The 22,016-nt window shown below is 60.4% G+C and carries 15 protein-coding genes; 9 read left to right on the forward strand and 6 right to left on the reverse strand.

Features of this window, described 5'->3' with window-relative positions:
- The first annotated feature begins 50 nt into the window (after positions 1–50).
- The 5 genes from surE to Q0K02_RS01300 all read left to right on the forward strand — a co-directional run bounded on the left by surE (position 51) and on the right by Q0K02_RS01300 (position 7,650).
- A complete protein-coding gene (surE, locus tag Q0K02_RS01280; RefSeq protein ID WP_294484207.1) occupies positions 51–842 on the forward strand; it encodes a 5'/3'-nucleotidase SurE in 792 nt (263 codons plus the stop codon).
- Between the two features lie 140 nt (positions 843–982).
- On the forward strand, positions 983–1,906 hold the full coding sequence (gene fba / locus Q0K02_RS01285; protein ID WP_294484210.1) for a class II fructose-1,6-bisphosphate aldolase: 924 nt from the start codon (positions 983–985) through the stop codon (positions 1,904–1,906).
- A 637-nt stretch (positions 1,907–2,543) separates the two neighbouring features.
- Positions 2,544–4,523, forward strand: coding sequence for an FAD-dependent oxidoreductase (locus Q0K02_RS01290; RefSeq protein ID WP_294484212.1), 1,980 nt, complete (start codon positions 2,544–2,546; stop codon positions 4,521–4,523).
- Between the two features lie 72 nt (positions 4,524–4,595).
- On the forward strand, positions 4,596–6,575 hold the full coding sequence (locus Q0K02_RS01295) for an NAD(P)/FAD-dependent oxidoreductase (RefSeq protein ID WP_294484214.1): 1,980 nt from the start codon (positions 4,596–4,598) through the stop codon (positions 6,573–6,575).
- Between the two features lie 175 nt (positions 6,576–6,750).
- Positions 6,751–7,650 (forward strand): LysR family transcriptional regulator, encoded by a 900-nt coding sequence (locus tag Q0K02_RS01300; RefSeq protein ID WP_294484216.1) that lies wholly within the window; start codon positions 6,751–6,753, stop codon positions 7,648–7,650.
- A 605-nt stretch (positions 7,651–8,255) separates the two neighbouring features.
- Here the strand turns inward: Q0K02_RS01300 and Q0K02_RS01305 are convergent.
- The gene (locus tag Q0K02_RS01305; RefSeq protein WP_294484218.1) at positions 8,256–9,695 is read right to left on the reverse strand and encodes an SLC13 family permease; all 1,440 of its coding nucleotides are present in this window, start codon (positions 9,693–9,695) and stop codon (positions 8,256–8,258) included.
- 364 nt (positions 9,696–10,059) lie between these two features.
- Between Q0K02_RS01305 and Q0K02_RS01310 the strand changes: the two genes are divergently transcribed.
- Positions 10,060–10,983, forward strand: a complete 924-nt coding sequence (locus Q0K02_RS01310) for a LysR family transcriptional regulator (protein WP_294484219.1) — start codon at positions 10,060–10,062, stop codon at positions 10,981–10,983.
- Positions 10,984–11,454: 471 nt separating this feature from the next.
- Here Q0K02_RS01310 and Q0K02_RS01315 read toward each other — a convergent pair whose 3' ends face one another.
- A complete protein-coding gene (locus Q0K02_RS01315) occupies positions 11,455–12,393 on the reverse strand; it encodes a LysR family transcriptional regulator (RefSeq protein WP_294484221.1) in 939 nt (312 codons plus the stop codon).
- Between the two features lie 281 nt (positions 12,394–12,674).
- Here Q0K02_RS01315 and Q0K02_RS01320 point away from each other — a divergent pair, with 281 nt between their 5' ends.
- Both Q0K02_RS01320 and Q0K02_RS01325 read left to right on the forward strand, forming a co-directional pair.
- A complete protein-coding gene (locus tag Q0K02_RS01320) occupies positions 12,675–14,663 on the forward strand; it encodes an NAD(P)/FAD-dependent oxidoreductase (RefSeq protein WP_294484223.1) in 1,989 nt (662 codons plus the stop codon).
- Between the two features lie 94 nt (positions 14,664–14,757).
- The gene (locus Q0K02_RS01325) at positions 14,758–16,236 is read left to right on the forward strand and encodes an SLC13 family permease (RefSeq protein WP_294484225.1); all 1,479 of its coding nucleotides are present in this window, start codon (positions 14,758–14,760) and stop codon (positions 16,234–16,236) included.
- A 387-nt stretch (positions 16,237–16,623) separates the two neighbouring features.
- On the opposite strand, the gene argC is transcribed toward Q0K02_RS01325, so the two are convergent.
- Genes argC through Q0K02_RS01340 form a run of 3 tightly spaced genes read right to left on the reverse strand, consistent with a single transcriptional unit; the run spans position 16,624 to position 19,671 of the window.
- Entirely contained in the window at positions 16,624–17,670 is a 1,047-nt protein-coding gene (argC, locus tag Q0K02_RS01330) for an N-acetyl-gamma-glutamyl-phosphate reductase (protein ID WP_294484228.1), read from the reverse strand.
- A 56-nt stretch (positions 17,671–17,726) separates the two neighbouring features.
- Positions 17,727–17,996, reverse strand: a complete 270-nt coding sequence (locus Q0K02_RS01335) for a DUF1844 domain-containing protein (RefSeq protein ID WP_294484229.1) — start codon at positions 17,994–17,996, stop codon at positions 17,727–17,729.
- Between the two features lie 25 nt (positions 17,997–18,021).
- Positions 18,022–19,671 carry a VCBS repeat-containing protein gene (locus Q0K02_RS01340; protein ID WP_294484232.1) on the reverse strand — a complete coding sequence of 550 codons (1,650 nt, stop codon included), beginning with the start codon at positions 19,669–19,671 and terminating at the stop codon, positions 18,022–18,024.
- Between the two features lie 113 nt (positions 19,672–19,784).
- On the opposite strand from Q0K02_RS01340, the gene Q0K02_RS01345 reads away from it, so the two are divergent.
- Positions 19,785–21,047 carry an RsmB/NOP family class I SAM-dependent RNA methyltransferase gene (locus Q0K02_RS01345; RefSeq protein WP_294484233.1) on the forward strand — a complete coding sequence of 421 codons (1,263 nt, stop codon included), beginning with the start codon at positions 19,785–19,787 and terminating at the stop codon, positions 21,045–21,047.
- Between the two features lie 209 nt (positions 21,048–21,256).
- On the opposite strand, the gene Q0K02_RS01350 is transcribed toward Q0K02_RS01345, so the two are convergent.
- On the reverse strand, positions 21,257–21,979 hold the full coding sequence (locus tag Q0K02_RS01350; RefSeq protein WP_294484235.1) for a methyltransferase: 723 nt from the start codon (positions 21,977–21,979) through the stop codon (positions 21,257–21,259).
- Positions 21,980–22,016 lie beyond the last annotated feature (37 nt).

A 22,016-nucleotide genomic window follows, 5' to 3' on the forward strand; every position in this document is an offset into this window, starting at 1 on the left:
GCGCGGCAAGGCTTGTCAAAGGTTTCGGCCGCGCCGCGGAGATGTTCCCCATGCGCGTACTCATCAGCAACGACGACGGCATCTACAGCCGCAACCTGCACCTTCTCTACGCCGCCCTGCGCCGCGCAGGCCACGACGTGAGGGCCGTGGCCCCCTCCGAACAGCATTCCGGCGCGGGCTGCTGCCTCACGGTGCATGATCCCATCCTCACGAGGCAGGTCCGCCTCACCCTCGAAGGCGGCGAACGCTTTGAAGGCACGGCCGTTTCCGGCACCCCGGCCGACTGCGTCATTCTCGCGCTGCGCGGTCTCATGCCCGATTTTCGGCCCGACATCGTGATTTCCGGCATCAATTTCGGCCCCAACGCCGGACAGGACGTCTTTTTCTCCGGCACGGTGGGCGCGGCCATTCAGGCGGCCATGTACGGACTGCCCTCGCTGGCGGTTTCCCACTGCTCGCACGACGGCGCCTCCGAAGCGCACGCCGATCTCGCCGTGCGCCTCGCCGCGGCCCTCGACTGGGAACATCTGCCCCGTCACCGCGTGTACAATCTCAACCTGCCCGACTGCCCGGCGGAAGAAATACGCGGACTCAAGGTGTGCAGACACAGCACCGACTGGGCCTGCCTCGATTCCTACGAGCGCCGTTTCTCCCCCGCAGGCAGGGAATATTTCTGGATGAAGGATCCCTTCCAGCACTTCCTGCTGGAAGACGAAGGCACGGACAAAAGCTGGCTGCACCAGGGCTGGGCCACGCTCTCGCCCCTGAACATCGATCTCAACGACGAAGCCGCCGCAAAAAAGCTCAACGAAAACAGTCTGTGGGAAGCCGTGCGTCCGTAAAAGCAGGGAAGAGTCGTTCTTTCCGGCGTTATCCCTTGCGAAAAATCCTCACTGCGGATACAAAAGAAACAAAGAAAGCGGAGAGGATTCCTTTATTGTTCACGCCTCTCCAAGATACTGACGCTCCCCGGAGGGAAGCCATGCCTATCACCACTCCCAAAGAGATGTTTGCCCGCGCCTACAAGGAAGGGTATGCCATCGGCGCTTTCAACGTCAACAACATGGAAATCATTCAGGGCATCATGCAGGCCGGCGCGGAAGAGCGCTCGCCGCTGATCCTTCAGGTTTCCGCCGGCGCCCGCAAGTATGCCGGTCAGGTGTACATCATGAAACTGGTGGAAGCCGCCCTTGCCGAGTCCGATCTCCCGGTGGTGGTGCATCTCGATCACGGCCCCGACTTTGAACTGTGCAAGGCCTGCATCGACGGCGGTTTCAGCTCCGTCATGATCGACGGCTCGCACCTGCCCTTCGAGGAAAACATCGCCGTCACGAAGCAGGTGGTGGACTACGCCCACGACCGCGGCGTGTGGGTGGAAGCCGAACTCGGTCAGCTCGCCGGCGTGGAAGAACACGTCAACGCCGAGAAGAGCATCTACACCGATCCCGATCAGGCCGTGGAATTCGTCCAGCGCTCCGGCTGCGACTCCCTGGCCATCGCCATCGGCACGAGTCACGGCGCGTACAAGTTCAAGGGCGAAGCCAAGCTCGACTTCGAACGCCTCGACAAGATTTCTTCCATGATGCCCGGCTATCCGCTGGTGCTGCACGGCGCTTCCAGCGTGCCGCAGGAATTCGTGGAAATGGCCAACCAGTACGGCGGCAAGCTCGGCGACGCCAAGGGCGTGCCCGAAGACATGCTGCGCAAGGCCGCCAAGTCCGGCGTGTGCAAGATCAACATCGATTCCGACATCCGCCTCGCCATGACCGCCAACATCCGCAAGTACATGGCCGAACATCCCGAAGCCTTCGATCCGCGCGCCTACCTCAAGCCCGCCCGTGAAGCCGTCAAGAACATGGTGCAGCGCAAGATCCGCAACGTGCTCGGCAGCTCCAACAAAATCTGATTCTCCGGCCGCTCCTCCGGGCAGCCAATTCCGAAGGCGCAGCCTTCCTCCACGGCAGACCGTGTTTCGCGGTCTGCCTGTTTTTTCCTCTGTTTCAGATTCAGGCGTCGCCCCCTGACGCAGACGGAAGAACGCGTCCCGTCCGGCGCGCCCTTTCTCCCCTCCCCCCCCCAAAAAAACGCAAAGCCGCGAAATGCGCCCCGACGGCCTGCACCGCTTCACGTGCTCTTTCCCGCGCTTCCCCGAGACGCACGAGCTCTCCAGCCCCACTCTTCCGCGCGCAGGCGCTCATCCGGAGCCCCCAGCACAGGCCCTGCATCAAAGCCGCCCTCTTCCGCGCGCAGGCGCCCGCTCCCGGCCCGCCCTTTCGCTTCGCGCTCCTCTTTTTGCAGCAAAGCCGCCCGGATACCGATTCGCGCCCGCGGTCTTTCCCGCGCCGATCCGTCCGTTCCGCGCCTTCGCTTCGCAGCCTCAGCATAAAACCTGCTGATAACCAGCCATTGAAAATTAATATTTTTCTTTTTTTTCCTGCTCTCCTATTTTCTGGAATAGACGTTCAGAAAAGTTGACGGCCCGTAGCAAGCGGATTTCCCCGCCGTCCAGCGCGCAAAAATCACGTATCGCCAAAGGAGAGCGTATGAAGCCCATCTACAAAGAAAAATATCCCCATCTGTTTGAACCGCTCTATGTCGGCAAAAACAAAGTGCGCTTCAACAACCGCTTCAACGTCGCGCCCATCGGCTCCGGCGCCACGGGCGGCGGCGAAGACAGCGACGGCCGCATCAACACCTTCGGCATCGATTACTGGATGCGCTACATTCAGGGCGGATTCTCCCGCGTGACCCTGCCCATGGAAGTGCCCATCGACGGCAGCCACGAACACATGTTCAACCTGAATCCCAAGACCTGCAACCAGATGAACTTCCAGCGCCTGCAGCGCGCCGTTCACGCCTTCAACGGCAAGACCTTTGCGGAATTCCTGCACGGCGGCCCCTACATGCGCGCGGGCTTCAAGAAAATTTCCGCCGACGACGAACCCCATCTCGGCTCCCAGGCCGCCACGGTGGCCGACATGGAAGAAGTGGCCGCCCTCTTCGGCGAATACGCCCACTGGGCCCAGATAGCCAATTTCGACGGTCTGCTGCTGCACTACGGTCACGGCTGGCTGTTCAACTACTTCCTCTCCCCGCTCACCAACCACCGCACCGACGAGTTCGGCGGCTCCATTGAAAACCGCTGCCGCTTCCCGCTCATGGTCATCAAGGAAATCCGCCGCGTGGTGGGCGACAGCCTGCTCATCGAACTGCGCCTCAACGGCACCGACGGCGTGGAAGGCGGCATCACCCCCGAAGAATGCGCCGAGCAGGTCAAAATCTTCCAGGACTACGTGGACATGGTTCACATCACCTGCGGCCACCGCATCGACGCCTTCACGCGTCCCAAGATGCACCCCACCGGCTTCGATCCCATGGCCCACAACGCCTGGGCCAGCGAAATCGTGAAGAAGTCCGGCGTGTCCATTCCCATCGGTCTCGTGGGCGGCGTGTATGATCCCGCCGTGGCCGAGGAAGTGCTCGCCAAGGGTCAGGCCGACTACGTGCTCATGGCCCGCTCCGCCATGGCCGACCCCGAACTCGTCAAGAAGGCCAAGGAAGGCAGAGAAGACGACATCCGTCCCTGCCTGCGCTGCAACTACTGCATGGATCACGGCCGCCGCGTGGCCATTTCCAAGGATCTGCACCTGCTCACCTATCCCAGCTACGACCGTCAGTGCATGACCAATCCCATGCAGTTCCAGAGCGCCCAGAAGCTGCGCATTCCCCCGGCGGACCGTCAGAAGAAGGTGGCCGTCATCGGCGGCGGCGTGGCCGGCATGGAAGCGGCCCTGAGCTGCGCCATGAGAGGCCACACCGTGGTGCTCTACGAAAAGACCGACCGCCTCGGCGGACAGGCCCTGCTTTCCGATCCCATGTGGTTCAAGAAGGAAATGAAGCTGTTCCACGAGTATCTGGTACGCCAGATCAAAAAGCGCCCGGCCATCACCGTGGTGTACAACACCGAAGCCACCCGCGAAATCATTGAAGAAAACGACTTCGACGCCGTCATCGTAGCCGTGGGCGCGGAACAGGTCGTGCCCCGCATTCCCGGCGTGGAAAAGGCCGTCATGTCCTTCGACGTGTTCGGTCATGAAGACAAGGTGGGCAAGAAGGTGGCCATCATCGGCGGCGGCGCCATCGGCGTGGAGCTCGGCATTCATCTGAGCGGCCTCGGCCACGAATGCACCATCGTGGAAATGGCCGAATATCTCGCCTCCAAGGCACAGCTCACCGAACGCACCGCCTACCTCATCAATCTGGAAAAGAACCACGTGAACAGCATGGTGAACACCACCTGCCAGGAAATCACCGACAAGGGCGTGTGGGTGGAAAACGCCGACGGCAGACAGTTCATCGAAGCCGACACCGTGATCATCGCCGTGGGCACCAAACCGCTCGTCAAGGAACGCGAAAAGTTCAAGGACGTGGCCTTCGACGTGATCTGCGTGGGCGACTGCGTGGAAGCTTCCAGCATCGTGCATGCCGTGCATACCGGCTTCGACGCCGGCCTCACCCTGTAAATACCGCAATCTTGCGTCGTCCGCACGGGGCGCCCGCAAAAAGCGGGCGCTCCACAACCTCGGGAGTTCGCCATGAAACCGATATACAAAGAAAAATATCCTCATCTTTTTGAACCCATGTACGTGGGCAAGAACAAGGTCATGTTCAACAACAGGGTGCGCGTGGCCCCCATCGGCACCGGCGCCACGGGCGGCGGCGAAGACAGCGACGGCCGCATCAACACCTTCGGCATCGACTTCTGGATGCGCTTCATCCGCGGCGGATTCTCCTCCGTGGCCCTTCCCATGGAAGTGCCCATCGACGGCAGCCACGAACACTGCTTCAATCTGAATCCCAAGACCTGCAACCAGATGAACTTCCAGCGCTTCCAGCGCGCCGTCCACGCCTACAACGGCAGAAGCTTTGCGGAATTCATCCACGGCGGCCCCTACATGCGCGCGGGCTTCAAGAAAATCGCCGCCGACGACGAACCCCATCTCGGCGCCAAGGCCGCCACGGTGGCGGAAATGGAAGAAATCGCCGCCCTGTTCGGCGAATACGCCCACTGGGCTCAGATAGCCAACTTCGACGGCCTCATGCTGCACTTCGCGCACGGCTGGCTCATCAACTACTTCCTCTCCCCGCTCACCAACCACCGCACCGACGAATTCGGCGGCTCCATTGAAAACCGCTGCCGCTTCCCCGTGATGATCCTCAAGGAAATCCGCCGCGTGGTGGGCGACAGCCTGCTCATCGAACTGCGCCTCAACGGCACCGACGGCGTGGAAGGCGGCATCATGCCCGAAGAAACCGCCGAACAGGTCAAAATCTTCCAGGACTACGTGGACATGGTCCACATCACCTGCGGCCACCGCATCGACGCCCTCACCCGTCCCAAGATGCATCCTACCGGCTTCGATCCCGTGGCCCACAACGCCTGGGCCAGCGAAATCGTGAAGAAGTCCGGCGTGTCCATTCCCGTCGGCGTGGTGGGCGGCATCTACAGCCCCGAAATCGCCGAAGAAGTGCTCGCCAAGGGTCAGGCCGACTACGTGCTCATGGGCCGCTCCGCCATGGCCGATCCCGAAATCATCAAGAAGGCCAAGGAAGGAAGAGAAGACGACATCCGTCCCTGCCTGCGCTGCGACTACTGCCTCGACCACGGTCGCCGCGTGGCCATTTCCAAGGATCTGCATCTGCTCACCTATCCCAGCTACGACCGCACCTGCATGGTCAATCCCCTGCAGTTCCAGAGCGCTCAGAAGCTGCGCATTCCGCCGTCCGACCGTCATAAGAAGGTGGCCGTCATCGGCGGCGGCGTGGCCGGCATGAACGCGGCCCTGAGCTGCGCCGACCGCGGTCACTCCGTGGTGCTCTACGAAAAGACCGACCGCCTCGGCGGACAGGCCCTGCTCTCCGATCCCATGTGGTTCAAGAAGGAAATGAAGCTGTTCCACGAATATCTGGAACGCCAGGTCAAGAAGCGTCCGGCCATCACCGTGGTGTACAACACCGAAGCCACCAGCGAAATCATTGAAGAAAATGATTTCGACGCCGTCATCGTGGCCGTGGGCGCGGAACAGATCGTGCCCCGCATTCCCGGCGTGGAAAAGGCCGTCATGTCCTTCGACGTGTTCGGTCATGAAGACAAGGTGGGCAAGAAGGTGGCCATCATCGGCGGCGGCGCCATCGGCGTGGAGCTCGGCATCCATCTGAACGGCCTCGGCCATGAATGCACCATCGTGGAAATGGCCGAACACCTTGCCTCCAAGACGGAACTCACCGAACGCACAGCCTACATGATTCACCTGGAAAAGAACCACGTCAAAACCATGGTGAACACCACCTGCCAGGAAATCACCGACAAGGGCGTGTGGGTGGAAAACGCCGACGGCAGACAGTTCATTGAAGCCGATACCGTCATCATCTCCGTGGGCACCAAGCCGCTCGTCAAGGAACGCGATCAGTTCAAGGACGTGGCCTTCGACGTGATCTGCGTGGGCGACTGCGTCAAGGCTTCCAGCATCGTGCATGCCGTGCATACCGGCTTCGACGCAGGTCTCACCCTGTAAAAAAACGACAATCCCCTTCCCCGGCTGCGGGGGCGGAAGAAGAGCCCCCTTCTTCCGCCCCCGCACGTCTTAACTCTCTGCGCAGGTTGCAGAAAACACTCCGGCAATGTATCATGCCCGGGCATTTTTGCCGCACCGGAGCCGCACGGTCCCGAGCCCGGAAAAGGAGAGCGCCATGCGTCTGGAGCAACTGAGTCACCTTATTGAAATCACCCGCCTGCAATCCATCAGCAAGGCGGCGGAAACGCTGCACATCTCTCAACCGGCCCTTTCCGCTTCCGTCAAGAGCCTGGAAACGGAACTCGGCGTCGCCCTGTTCAAGCGCACCAACAGAGGCATTTTTCTTACCTCCGAAGGAGAAAAAATTCACGACGACGCCGTCGGCATTCTCAACGTCATCAACGGATGGTACACGCAATACCACGATCAGGAGCCGGAAGGCGAAATACACCTCGCCTGCACGCCCATCATAAGCTGCTACATCACGCCCAACATCATCGTTCCGTTCCAGAAGCGCTATCCCAAGATCACCATTTTCGTCCACAGCGCCCAGCACTACGACATCATAGGCAAGCTCACGAGCACCAGCGCCGACATCGCGCTCACCACGCTTTCCGGCAACGCCCGCCTCATCGAACAGATACGCGACATGAACTGGGACGAGCAGCATCTGTTTACCGACGAGAGGCGGCTGTTCCTCGGAGCCCGACATCCTCTGGCCGCCAAGGACGAGCTCTCCCGCGAAGACCTCAAGAGCCTGAACCTGGCCTACTACTCCGACGTGCGGGATCAGATTTCCCGATTCTACGTGCCCTTCTTCGGCACGACCTACCGCCTTGCGAACAAGGAAGACATTCTCGATCTCGTCATCAAGAACGAAGCCGTGTTCATCCAGCCCTGCCACCTTTTCCGCCACGACTACCGCGTCATGGAAAAGCTTCTTGTGGAAAAGCGCATTCCCCTCACCGAAGTGGACAGCAGAGCCGACGTCTTTGCCCTGCACGCCCCGGAACTTTCGCCCATCGAACAGCTGTTCTGGGATTATCTCATCGAAAATTTTTCCTGCAATCTCTGACGAGCGACGAAAAAGTCAAAGCTTCGGCGCGCCTGAACGCCGGAGAGGCATCTGTCGAACAACGGACGGGGAAGAAGCGCGGACTTCTTCCCCGTTTTGCATGAAACGCGCATCTTCCAGGAGCGCCGCCGCTGTGACGCCCCTCCCCGCAGCCGAAAATCCTGCCATGCGACCGCCTTGCCCTTTCGCTGGCGAGACCTCCGCGCACCTGCCTGCCTCAAACTCTTTTCCTCGCCATGCTGCCGAGGACGGCAACACCCGCGTCCTTGCCCGCCGACGTCACCGTCATTCCTTCCGTCGCAACGCATCCCGGGTCTGCGCGACCGACGCGCGTTCGGAACGGCAATCCGCAGAGCAAAGCCCGTCGCCGGATTCCGCGCCCTGGAGGCGCTGACGCACGTCAAAACACGGCAAACGCCTCGGCCTTCATTCCCGAAAAACACGGGCAAATCACCGCGTCGCCGGACGGCCAGGCCGTCGGCCCGGAGCGCGTTCCCATCTTCCGACAATAAAAATCCGGGCGCACCGCCTCATGACGCAGCGATGGCCCGGAAAACACAAAGGCGTTCCGGCAGCACCGGAACGCCTTTTCAGGGGGAGAGCCTTTAGAAGGCGACGGTCATCAGCGGATAACCGACGAAGGAGAGAAGCAGGATATTGAATATCCAGAAGAAGCTTGCGTACTTGATGACGGTTCTCTGATGGACCCATTCCGTGTCGCCGTAGAGAATGGCGGACGTGGTGGCCGCGGCGGGAGTGGCGATGCCGAGGGTGCAGGAGAGAATGACGCAGGAGAGCAGGGCCTGAGGATCGACGTTGCCGTTGGCCACGGCCAGGGTGTAGGCGATGGGGGCGAAGGTGGCGGCGCAGGCGTTGTTGTTGGTGAGCTGGGTGCACAGGGTGGTGGTGCACACGACGATGAACACCAGCAGGTTGCCGCTGAAGCCGGCCAGCATGGGCTCGCAGGTGTCGGCGATGAACTTGGTCACGCCGGTGGCTTCAAACGCGCCGGTGATTCTGAGCACGGCCGCGACGAGGAAGAGGGCGGGCCAGGCCACGGACTTGTGCATGATCTCCTTCAGGCCGATGCCTTCCTTGAAGTTCAGCATGAGATAGACGCCGATGTAGGCCAGCAGAATGCCGTTGTTGCCCATGGCCTTGAGGAACTTGGAAAGCGCCCAGCTTCCGGGCAGAATGTTGGGCAGAAGCAGCAGAACGATGAGGCCGAGGAACGACCACAGAATGGTCTTCTGGTAGGGAGAGAGCTGTTCGTCGAAGTGCATGCATTCGCGGTTTTCCAGAATGGGAGTCACGTCCGCCTTGAGCACGTACTTGCAGATGAAGATGACGAAGAAGATGGAGAGCAGAAGAAGCAGACCGGTGACGCCCACGTACGCGGCGAGATTGATTTCCTGACCGCCGCTCATCTGGCCGTAAATGCCGAACACGATGGCGGGGAGACTCTTGAAGGGCAGCATCATGTACGCGATGTCGGCCACGTACAGCATGGCGAGCAGCAGAATCATGGGGAAGGATTCGCCGGGCTTGTAGCCGTACTGCCTGCACACTTCCTTGATGAGCGGGAACGCGACGAGCACGGCGGCGGTCATGGTCAGCATGGTGGCCAGAGCGCACATGGCGATGCAGAGCATGAACACGAGCACCCACGGCCTTCCGACCACCACGGGAACGCAGATGATGCGCCGGGCCACATATTCGGCAATGCCGGCCGCGTTGATGATGCTCGCCACCATGCAGAAAAAGAGCAGAAGCAGATAGGTGTTGTTGCCGAACGCGCCTCCGAGCACGGCATCCATGGGTTGCGGCAGCGTCATGCCGAGCACGACAAGGCCCATGAAGGAAGGCCAGATCATGTCGATGAAGAGCCATCCGTAAAGGACTCCGAAAAAGACGCCGACAACCGCAAGACCGTCTGCAGTCATTCCCGCAGGAGGCGTAATAAACCGAAATCCCACCATGATGAGAATCATAATCGCAAGATTGACATAGAATTTCGGTTCATTCTTTGTCAGTGCAAAACTCATGTCCTACCTCCATCCCATTAACATTCCGCCAAAACGACGTCTCCCTGTCGTTTTATGCGAAAAAAATTTTATTCACATGGGTAGTTGTAAAAAAACAGCAGCAAATCAAAAGGATAGTTAAACTGCTGTAAAGGCCGTAAATGCACGTCTAAGAACAGCGCTCTCTTATTGATTAAGATTAATAAAGAAAACTGGAGAAAAGAAAAATATTAATTATCAATGGCTGGATATCAGTTTGAATTATGGGAGAAAGAACCTTGCCTGACGGGGAAAAGGAGGGCTAAGATAATAACGGGAGTCGGCGTGGCGCCTGCCCTGAAGGCGGATCTGAACACGGCACGCGTCAAGACAAGGGAGGGGAGAAATGCGACTGGAACAGCTGGAGTATTTTGTGGCCGCCGCCAACGCCGGGGCCATCAGCGCGGCCGCGCAGCGACTGGGCATTTCCCAGCCTGCGGTTTCGGCGGCGGTGAGAAGTCTGGAAAACGAACTGGGCAGTCCTCTTCTCAAGCGCGGCAACAGCGGCGTGAGCCTCACTCCGCTCGGCCGCCTCACCTATCGCGACGCGCGCGCCATTCTGGAACTCGCGCAGAACATTCAGGCCAGAGGCAAGGATGTGGAGGCCGGCGGCTCGCTGGCCGTGTGCGCGCAGCCGCTGCTCTCCTTTCATCTGACGAGCGGCATCGTGCTGCCCTTCAAGAAGCTGCATCCGAAAATCAACGTCTTCGTGCGCAACGTGCCCAATGTGGACATCATTGCCGACCTCAGGAGCGGGCGCTCCAACATTGCGGTCACGCTGGTCTGCATGGGGCTCAAGATCCGCGAACAGGCGCGCGGCATGGGCTGCGAAATCGTCCCCCTCTATGCCGACGAACGAAAGATGTTCATAGGCGCCGGGCATCCGCTGGCCGCCAAGGCCGAACTGACGCCCGAAGACCTGAAAAGCCTGCGCATCGCCTACTACTCGCACAGCTCGGATCACGTGTCTTCGCGCTATGCGCCGTATTTCGGCGGAGAGTACCGCCTGGCCAACAGGGACGACATTCTCGATCTCGTCATCCGCAACGAGGCCGTGTTCATTCAGGCCGCCGCCATGTTCCAGCACGACTACCGCGTGCGGAAGGGCATGATGGTGGCCAGAAGCATTCCCCTGAAGGAAGTCAACCACAGCGCCCCCATCGTGGCCATCCGCACGCCGGAAATCTCGCTGGTGGAAAGGCTGTTCTGGGAATACCTCATAGAAAACTTTTCCAAGGGCCTGCCCGAACGGCCTTCGCTCCCCGTTTGATTGCCTTCCCCGCGCGTCCGATCGCGATTTTTATTGATCCTGTTTTCACATGACGTCATGTCTGAAACGCGCCTGTCCTCGGCAATCAATGCAGACGGCGCAGAACGCCCGGAGTCCGGCATATCCGATGAGCTCCGGTGCCCATGAAGACGCTCCCGTTCGTACCCTTGGTTGCGTAAAAGCAGCAAAGAGCAACGGAGGAACGTCGCCCGCTGTACGCCTTCACGCGCCCCGCTTTTCTGAGTCGGGCGGACCTGCTGGAAACAGTATTGAAATACACGCCTTCGCAAGCCCGCGCTTCTGAGGCTCCGGGCCTACAGCCCGGTCACGCCGATCCCGCGCGCAATGCCCTGCGCATCTTCCCCTTTTGCCCTCAAAAAACACCGGGCACGAAACGATGCCCTCGCCCCGACGGCCTGTGCCCCGCCGCTGCGCCTTCCGCGGTTCTTCCACGCGCGTCACCTGAAAAATCTAAAGAATGGATGAGCTCTCCATCTGAGCAAACTGCTTTTTCACCAGCGCCACAATCTCCTCTTCCAGGGCGTTCAGCTTTCTGTTTGAGGGAATGACCAGACAAAACACCAGCGGAATGGACACGTCGTCTATTTCCCGCGCGGTTATGATTTTCTGCCTGATGAGCAGATTGTCGAAGGCATCGAGCCGCAGGGACACCGTGTAGATGTTCTGCGATTTGGCAATGGCGTCGAAAAGCGTCTGTCTGTCCGGAAAGACTACGCTTTTCTTTATGGAAGCCTTCTGCATGAATATGTTATTGTAGTCGTAAATTCTTCTGAGCGCTCTGCCTGACGTGGCAAACGAAAGCCCGTGCAGATCGCTCAGAAGCACATGTTTCTTTTTCGACAGCGGAAGCCTGGAATTGACGAACAGAGAAATGCTTCCCGACGCAAGAGAAAGGATTCTTTTTCCTTTTTCTTCCGCCTTGCGCACAATGAGCGAAAGCATCTCCTTCGGATAGAACCGCAGGCACAGACGGCTGTCGTTTCCGTCGCATTCCGCATCGAGAATCTTGTCCTCCACGGCTCCCGAATGAATGATGAGCTTCGATGTTTTGACATACTCGATGAGCTCGGGCGACAGAAATATCTTGCTCAGACTCCTCTGCGCCAGAATAATCACAGGATCGCACGTCTCTTCGCCGGAATTTTTCAGAGCAAGCAGCTTTCTGTATTCCTCTATAATGACTTCGATATGCTCAAGCGCCTTTTTTCCGACGTCGGTCATCAGTATGCCGTTGTTGGTTCTGCGAAAAAGCTGCACGCCCAGTTCCTCTTCAAGTGAACGAATGGACGCGCTCAGCGACTGCTGCGAAAGATGAAGATACTTTGACGATTCGTTCAACGACTTTCTGCGCGACGTTTCATAAAAATATAGGAGATGATCTATCTTCATAAGCCGCACCGCACCTCGGAAGATATTTTAAAATTTCCTGCTATTAACTATGATTGCAAAATATTTTTCTGTCAACGCGGGTCCTGCTCCGGGGATTTCCCTGTGCAGCGCCAAAAAAATGACGGAGGCATTACGTTCTTTTCAGCACAAATAGCGTTCCGCCGATTCCGCCTCCTGTTTTTTTTTGAACGCCTCCAAAAAAAATCGATTATGCAAAAAATCACAATTCTCCTATATCCATTAACAAGTCCCCGATCCTTAAAACTTTTCAGGAGGAGCCCATGAAACCTCTGTACAAGGAAAAATATCCTCTTCTTTTCACCCCGCTCATCGTCGGCAAGAACAAGGTCGAGTACAAGAACAGAATTTTCCAGGCTCCCATGGGCATGGCGCTCGGCACGGACGCCAACGGCCTCATCAACATCATAGGCGAAGAATACTACAGCAGTTTTGCCCGCGGCGGCTTTGCGCAGATATGCCTGCCCATCGAAGTGCCCAAGGACGGCGGTCATCCCCGCACCTATTCCATCGACGAGCAGTACCACGCCTTCATGAACATGCATAAGCTTCAGCGCGTGGTGCATGCCTACGGCGCGCGCAGCTCCTGCGAAATCTATCACGCCGGCTGCTGCATGACTCCCGGCCCCGGCCGCACCATCATGAGCGCAAGCGCCTTCGTGTACAACGGCCGTCAGGTCAAGGAAATGGACGACAAGGATATGGAGGACGTGGCGCAAATGTACGCGCACGCCGCGTTCATGGTCAAAAGAGCCGGCTTCGACGCCATTACGCTGCACTACGGTCACGGCTGGCTCATGAACAACTTCCTCTCGCCGCTCACCAATCACCGCACCGACGAATTCGGCGGAAGCGTGGAGAACCGCTGCCGGTATCCGCTCATGATCATGAAGCGCATCCGTCAGGAAGTGGGCAACGATCTGGTCATCGAAGTGCGCATGAACGGCTCCGACATGATGGAAGGCGGCATCACCCCGGAAGACGCCGCGGAACAGGCCCTCATCCTTTCCGAAGAAGCGGATATGCTTCACATGACCTGCGGCACCCGCCTCGATGCCTCCAGCCGTCCGAAGATGCATCCCACGCACTTCCTTGAAAGAGCGCACAACGCCAGAGCCAGCGAACTCGCCAAAAAGGCCGGCGTCAAGATTCCCGTGGGCGTGGTGGGCAGCATTCACGATCCCGATCTCGCCGAACGGCTGCTCGAAGAAGGAAAGGCCGACTACGTGCTCACGGCGCGTCAGGCCCTCACCGACAGCGATTTCGTCAACAAGATCCGCGAAGGACGCCTTGAGGACATCCGCCCCTGCCTGCGCTGCGACTTCTGCCTCGACGGCTCCAAGCGCGGCGCCCTCACCACGGAAGTGAACATCCGCAAGGACTCCACCTACGACAGACAGTGCGCCGTCAATCCGCTCTGGTATCAGGGCATCACCAAGAAGCACCTCATTCCCATGCCTTCCAGAAAGCGCAAGGTCGTCGTTGTCGGCGGCGGCATTGCCGGCATGCAGGCCGCCTTCACCGCGGCCGAACGCGGCCACGACGTCACGCTCTACGAAAAGAGCGGCAGGCTCGGCGGTCAGGCGCTGTTCTCCGACGGCATGTGGTTCAAGCAGGAAATGAAGGCCTTCCGCGAATATCTCATCCGGCAGGTTCACAAGTCCGGCGTGCATGTTCTGATGAACACCGAAGCCACCCCGAAGCTGATTTCCGAAATCGACCCCGACGTGGCCATCATCGCCGTGGGCGCGGAACAGGTGGTTCCTCCCATTCCCGGCATCGACGGCAAAAACGTGTTCATGTCCTGGGACGTGTTCGGGCACTACGAGCTGCTCGGCAAGCGCGTGGCCATCGTGGGCGGCGGCCTTGTGGGCTGCGAACTTTCCATTGATCTCGCAGGCCAGGGGCACGACGTCACCGTGGTGGAACTCGGACACTATCTCGCCGCCACGGCGCAGATCAGCGAACGCATGCACATCATGGAATTCATGAAGAAGAACAACGTCACCGCCCTGGTGGACGCCACGGTGGAGAGCATTGAACCGGACCACCTCAACGTGCGCACGACCGAAGGCTCGCAGACCATTGAAGCCGACAGCTTCATCATCTGCACGGGCACACGCTCTCTGGCCGACCTGCGGGATTCCTTCCGCGACACGGCCTTTGACGTCATCAACATAGGCGACTGCGTGCGCGCCTCCGATATCGTCAACGCCGTCCGCACCGGCTGGGACGCCGGCGCCACCGTCTGACCTCAGCGGGATGCCGCAAGCGCCCGCCGTTTACGGCATCCCGTCAGAAAGCTCCCTCCCGCACACCGCCTTCCTCACTGCAAGGAGTGCCTCTATGTCCTCCCTACGCTTATCCAATCTGACGCCTTCCAAATGGTTGTGTTTCGCCATCGTTCTGTTCTGCATGTTCGGCGCTCCCGAGCTGGTGTCCGGCACCGGAGCCATGACCGATCTCGGAGCAAGGATCATATGCATCTACATAGGCATGGCCTTCGGCTGGCTGACGCTCGACCTTGCCTGGCCCAGCGTTCTCGGCATTCTCGCCGTGGGACTCTCGGGCTACGCCAGCGTGAACAACGTGCTCAAGATGTGTTTCGGCAACAGCAGCGCCCTGCTCGTGTTCTTCGTGTTCATCATTACGGGCGTCATCGACAAGGCGGGCGTCTCCCGCTGGATAGCCCTTCACATCTGCAGTCTTCCCATCGGCCGCGGACGCCCCTGGGTCATGACCTTCTGCATTCTCGCCGCCATCATGACGCTCACTCTCTTCATCGGCGTGTCCCCGGGCGTGCTGGTCGTATGGGCCATTTTCTACAGCATCTGCGAAGTGTACGGCATCAAGCCCGGCGAACACTGGGCAACCATGGTCATGGTGGCCATTCCGTTCTTCGGCAGCGTCACCGCCTCCATCTTCCCCTTCAAGTCGCTTCCCGTGGTGGCCCTCGGCGCGTATTCCCAGCTCAGCGGCGGCGACGTCATCGACTTCCCCCAGTATTTTGCCTGGTCCCTCATTGTGGACTCCATGATCGTCGTGCTGACGCTGGCCTTCATGCGCTTCGTGCTCAGGCCGGACGTGAGCAAGATCTATAACGCCAAGGTGTACTTCAATCCCGAAGAGCTGCGTCTCACCACCTATCAGAAGATCGTGCTTCTCTGGTTCTTCCTGTTCATCGTCATGATGATGATCCCCTCCCTGCTGCCCTCGCACTGGGAACTCACCAAGTTCTTCAAGAAGCTCGGCAACACCGGCTGCGCCGCCCTCATGTGCGCCATCTTCTTCGCCTTCGACTTCGTGCAGAACGAATCCATGCGCAAGACCATCGCTTCCAGCGTTCGCTACGACGCCCTGCTCGTGAACTTCTCCGCCATCGGCATTGCCGGCGTCATGTCCAACGACGCCAGCGGCATCTGTCAGTGGTTTGTGGATCTGGTCACGCCGCTGACCTCCGGTCAGAGCACAGTGGTCATTCTCATGCTTCTGGTGGCCATGGCCAGTCTGATGTCCCAGTTCCTGAACAACCTCGGCTGCACGGCCATCTACATTCCCATCGCCTACAGCGTGGCCGTGGCGGCAAACATCAATCCGGCGCTTGTGTGCATGTGCTGCATCGCCGCCCTGAACATCGGCATTCTTACGCCTTCCGGCAGCAACCCCGCGGCCATGCTCTACTCCAACGCCGTGTGGGCTCCGGGACTGCGGCCTTATGCCTATGCCGCATGCTTCCTGGCCATCAACTTCGCCGTGCTCATGCTCGTAGGCGTGCCCATTGCCGAATTCTTCTTCCCCAGCATTCTTCCCAATTCCGTGCTGTAACGACCTTTTCCCCCTGCAGTGAAAAATCGACGGCGTGTCCTCCAGCGTCGCCGATTTTTCACATTCCGCCCGGGCGTTCTCCCGGAACGCGGCGCTTCCGCCGAAAGGAAACGCGTACAGCGCCCGAAATTCGGAACGTCGCCCGCTGCACGTCTTCGCGCGCCCCGCTTTTCTAAGTCGGCGGGCCCACTGACAGCATGGTTGAAATACACGCCTTCGCAAACCCGCTCTTCTGAGGCGTCCGGCCCCACAGCCCGGTCACGCCGATCCCGCGCAAGCGCCGCCCCCGCGCACAATGCCCTGCGCATCTCTCCCTCCCCACCAAAAAAGCCACAAAAAAAGGGCGGCAGCCTGAGCCGTCGCCCTTTTTTCAGCAATGTTTCCGCGCTACGGAACCAGCGGCGCGAAGTTCAGTCCCGTGTTCACGGGAATGCCGAACATGAGGTTCGCGTTGGCCACGGCCTGACCGGACGCGCCGCGGCAGAGGTTGTCGATGGCCGAGGTAATGATGAGTCGTCCGGTGCGTTCGTCCACGGTCACGGCGATGTCGCAGAACATGGTGCCGCGCACGTTGCGCGTTTCCGGCAGCTTGCCTGCGGGCATCACGCGCACCCAGGGACTGTTCTTCCAGAAATCCTCGTAGAGGGCCTGCACGTCGGCCTGCGAGAGCGGCGTGGACAGCTTCGTGTAGATGGTGGCCAGAATGCCGCGGCTGATGGGCAGAAGATGCGGATTGAACGACACCGTCACGGGCGTGCCCGCCGCCACGGAGAGTTCCTGTTCGATTTCCGGGGTATGACGATGCTTGCCGCCGATGTTGTAGGGGCGGAAGGAATCGGCCACTTCGCAGTACAGGGAACTGACCACGGCCTTGCGGCCTGCGCCGGTGGTGCCGGACTTGGCGTCGATGATGATGTCGTCGGTGCGGACGAGGCCGTTTTTCAGGGCCGCGTACAGGCCGAGTATGGACGCCGTGGGATAGCAGCCGGGATTGGCCACCAGCCTGGCTTCGCGCACCTTGTCGCCGTAGATTTCCGGCAGTCCGTACACCGCGCGGGCCAGATATTCCTTGCGGGTGTGCGGCTTGTACCAGGCTTCATACACGTCTGCGTCGCGCAGGCGAAAGTCTGCGGACAGATCCACGACCTTCACGCCTGCGTCGTAGAGATCCGCGCCTATTTCCATGGCCACGCCGTGGGGCACGGCGAGAAAGACCACGTCGCACTGTTCGGCGAGAGCCTTCACTTCCGGCTCCATGAGCACGACGTCGCCGCCGGGAAGCCCCTGAAGGAAGGGATACACGGTATCGAGCCGCTTGCCCGCGTCCTGCCGGGACGTGGCGGCGGTCAGTCTGATGGAAGGATGGGAGGCCAGAATACGGGACAGTTCCATCCCGGTGTACCCGGTTACGCCGACCAGTCCGGCACGCAGCATGGCAATACTCCAAAAAAAGGGCCGGAATATCCGGCCCGCTGATGGTGAGGGGGAAGTCAGGAACGGGCCACGAACTTCATGCGCAGTTCATAAAGCACGTCGCGCATGAGCTTGCTTTCCTCGGGCGTGAGACCGTTGCGCGTTTTGTCGTCGAGCATGGTGAGCACGTCGATGGCGTTGCGGGCCAGGGCCTCGTTGCGGGCGGTGCTTCCGGTTTCCGGGTTGGGCACCTCGCCGAGATGCACCAGCGCGGAAGAGGCCAGAGACAGCACAAAGGTGGAAAACGTCACTTCCGGCAATATGGGCGAGTCGTTCCTGTCAGACATGATACCCCCGAATAACCTGAAGAAATTATTCCTGATAGTTGGGCTTCGCGTTGACCTTGGTCGTATCCAGCGGATACAGGTACACGGCGCAGCGCGTCTTGATGCCCGTGGTAAGACCGGCGTAGGAGTTCACGGCCACTATCAGGTCGAGCTTGCCGTTGTTGTTCGCGTCCATCACGGCCACGTCGCACACCGTGCCCTTGATGCGGCGGGTCTTCCACAGAAGTTCCATGCCCATGCCGTTCCAGAGCATGGCGTGAATTTCGCCCTGCGGATAGGTGCGGTAGTTGGAGAACAGCTTGCCGGCCGTGGTGACGGGCTTGTTGGCAATGAGTTCGTAACGGCCGTCGTGGTCGAGATCCACCACGGGCATGCGCATGGGCACGTAGTAGAGCACGGCGTCGGAGCTTTCGCCGCTCGAGGAGAGCGCGCCGATGCCGCGGTCGCCTTCCACGTACACGGAGCTGCCGCTGTAGGTGTCTTCCGTGCCGGCCACGCGGTTGCCGCGCGCATCGTAGGTGACGAGCGTTTCGTTTTCGGCAATGAGCGCCAGATGGTCGCCGCGCTTGCCCTTGTCGGCGGGAATCCAGGCGAAGTTGAACACCGTGGCCTGCTTGGGCAGATTGGAGAGCTTGCCGCCGCGAACCACGTCGTCGCCGGAAATACGGCCTTCGTACACCGCGCCGCTGACCACCTTGCTGCGGTCGCTGTCCTGCATGATGAGCGTGGACGCGTAGAGCGGAGGAATCTTGACCACGTTCAGATAACGGCGCACGTTGCGCGCCACCACGTTGAACTTGCCGTTCGCAAACTGCAGCACCTGAGAATAGGCCGCGGTGTCGCTCTTGCTGTAGCCGCTGAGAATGATGTAGTTTTTCTTGTCCTGAACAAAGGAGCGCACCAGCACGGGCTTCATGGAGGAAGGCAGGCGGTATTCGCCGATTTCCACAAGCTTGTTGCCGTTCTGCCACACGTAGGCGTTCAGGGAGTTGTCGTTGAGCAGCAGAATTTCGTTCTTGCCGTCGCCGTTGATGTCGCCAACTTCCATGCCGAGGCATTCAAAGCCGAGCATCTGGCTGCGGATCTGGGCTCTGTCGTCTTCGGTGCCCTGGTAGCGCAGCGAAGGATTGAGATACGCGCCGTCCTGCACGCGGCCGCGGCTTTCGTTCATGAGAAAGGCGCTGCTGGGGGAACCGGCGGCCCCTCCGGCGCGGACCACGTCGGTGCGGCCGAACACTTCGATGTTGATGCTGTCGGCCACGTTCTGCAGGCCGCCGATGAGCGCGTTCACCGGGCTCGTGGCGGCTTCCTTCCACACCTTGCCGTCGGGCGAAAGGGCGCTCACATCGAGACTGGCCTGATCGCCCATGACGGTGATGCTGCCCCAGATGACGTAATCGGCCCCGAACTTGCGGGCCATGGCGGAGGCGGCGTCCCTGGAAGCGGGAGCCTTTTCCTTCAGCGCCGCATCCTGACGGCTGGACGGTTCAAACTGCCCCTGAAGGTAGAGGCGCGAAGTCAGCATGGAGGGAACGGCCTGCCCCAGATAGGAATAGCCCTGCGCGCCGGACACCGAAAACGGCGCCACCACATAGGTGGCCGCCATCGCGGGCACTTGCATCATCAGGAACAGAAGGGTAAATGCCCATATGGCGGGCAGAAAACGTCTGGACATAAAAGACTCCTTAAAGGATTTGCAAGGGACTCTACACTTTCTCGCCCCAAACGGCAACAGCACGACGCCGGCCTTTTTGTAACAACCACACCATCAACAGCAGTTTCACAGACATGACCACCACCCCACGCCGCTCCTTCCGCTTTGCCTGCTCCACGGACGACATTCCCGTTGTCGAGGACATGCTCCGTCTGCAGGGTTTCCGCTTCGAGCCCGACGCCTTCTTCCCGCCCGCGCGGCGTCTTGTGGAGGGGCCCGGGCCTCTGGGCAACAGTCTCGCCGGATTCTTCGGCCTCATCTACATTCAGGACAGAGCCTCCATGCTGCCGCCCATTGCGCTCAATCCGCCGAAGGGCGCGTCGGTGCTGGACATGTGTTCAAGCCCCGGCAGCAAGACCAGTCAGCTTGCGTGGCTGGTGGGGCCGCACGGCCTCGTGCTCGGCAACGAACCTTCCCCGGTGCGACTTGCCAATCTGCGCCGCAATCTGCACGTCATGGGACTCATCCAGACCGCGACCTGCTGCCAGAGCGGCGAGCATCTGCCCCTGCCCGACGCCTCGTGGGACTACATTCAGCTCGATCCTCCCTGTTCCGGCTGGGGCACCGTGGAAAAGAATCCCCGAGTCATGGACATCTGGAAGGACGACAAGGTCGCCCCGCTCATCCGTCTGCAGAAGGATCTGCTGCGCGAAGCGGAAAGGCTGCTGCGTCCCGGCGGCGTGGTGGTGTATTCCACCTGCACCACCGACGTGGAGGAAAACGAAAAGCAGGTGCTCTTCGCCCGGGAAGAACTCGGCCTCGAACTCGAACCACTCGGCGACGTGCCGGGCTTCGACCTCCAGCCGCCGCAGGGCTGTGAAGGCGTGTGGTGCCTTTCCCCGAAACTGGGCGACACGCAGGGCTTTTTCGTGGCCCGGCTCCGCAAGCCCGGTCAGAGCTCCGGGCCGCTGCCCTATACGGACAATCCCGTGCAGGCCGAGGTGCTCAGCGAGCAGCAGCTGCGCGAACAGGGGCTCGACCCGCGCTTCGTTCACGCCGAAATAGGACTTTTCGGCGGAAGCCTGCACGCGCTTCCCGTCCCGGCGCTCGCCGCCCTTCCCGATTCGCTGCACTGGCAGGGCCTGTACATGGGCAAGGCGGGCAAGAACGGCGATGTGCGCCTCTCCCCGCGCGTGCGCATCGAAGGCCCATGCGCCCACGTGGATCTCGAAGGCGCGGAAGGGCTGCGCGTCATTTCAGGCCTGCTGCAGGGGCAGAGCCTGCCCGCGCCGTCCTCGGTTTCCGCGAAGGATCGCGTGGCGCTGCTGCGCTGGAACGGACTGCCCCTCGGACGCCTGAACGTGAAGAACAAGCGTCTGCTCTGGTCGGAACGCTGAACTATAACCGAAATAAACGGAAAACATACCGTTTCCGAAAAATTATCATGCGCCGCGTCCTCCCTGCCGAAGGACGCGGCCTTTTTTCTGCTCAAGGAGCCGCGGCATGGTCGGAGCAGCGCCGAGGAAGGCGGGCGCAAAAACATTCCGTCCGGAAGCAGCGCCGCAGAGCTGCCGCAGCCTGCGCGTTTCCGGCAGCGCTTGCCGCACTACAGCTCAAGCCTGTCCACGCGAAGGGCCGCCCTGCCGTTCTTTCGCGCCTCAAGCAGCACAAAGACGGCCGGAGCGTCGCGCCGCGTGAACACGAAGCGCAGCCTCTCCGGGTGCAGGCGCGAAGGCAAGGCCGCCAGCATGTCCGCCGTGCGCTCCGCGCCGCTCACGGCGGCAAGGCGTCCGCCGTTTTTCAAAAGCGCGTCCGCCGCGCCGAAAAAGGAAGGAAACGTTTCCGCCGTGCCGAAAAGCGCGGTGCGGCGCATGTCCGAAGGCGGGAGACGTCCCGCGCCCTCGCGCCGCCACGGAGGATTGCAGATGACGGCGTCAAAAAGCGGCAGAACGCCGTTCGGCGCGCCGGTCTCCCCGGTCAGCGCAAGCCGCGCCGCCCGAAGATCGGAAGAAGACGCCACGTCGCCCAAAAGCGCGCAAAAGCGCTCCTCAAGCCCGAGGCGGGAGGCGTTGCGCCCGGCCGCGGCCGCAAGGGCCGGCTGAATGTCCAGCCCCACGCCCTTCCACGACGCCGCCTTCCGCAGCACGGCAAGCGCCGCCACGCCGCACCCCGTGCCGAGATCGGCAAAGCACGCGCCTTCCGGCAGCGGAAGTTCCAGAGCAAAATCGGCCAGCAGCAGCGCGTCGCCGCTGAAGCGGAAACTTCCCTCCGGCTGTTCCAGTCCGGCGGGAAACGCCGCATTCATGGTTCGTATTTCTTCCGCGCTCATGCCGCATTCCCCCCTTTCCCGTCATTGCGCAACGTGC

Origin of the sequence: uncultured Mailhella sp., from assembly GCF_944324995.1 — a bacterium.
In the GTDB taxonomy this organism is placed as follows: domain Bacteria; phylum Desulfobacterota; class Desulfovibrionia; order Desulfovibrionales; family Desulfovibrionaceae; genus Mailhella.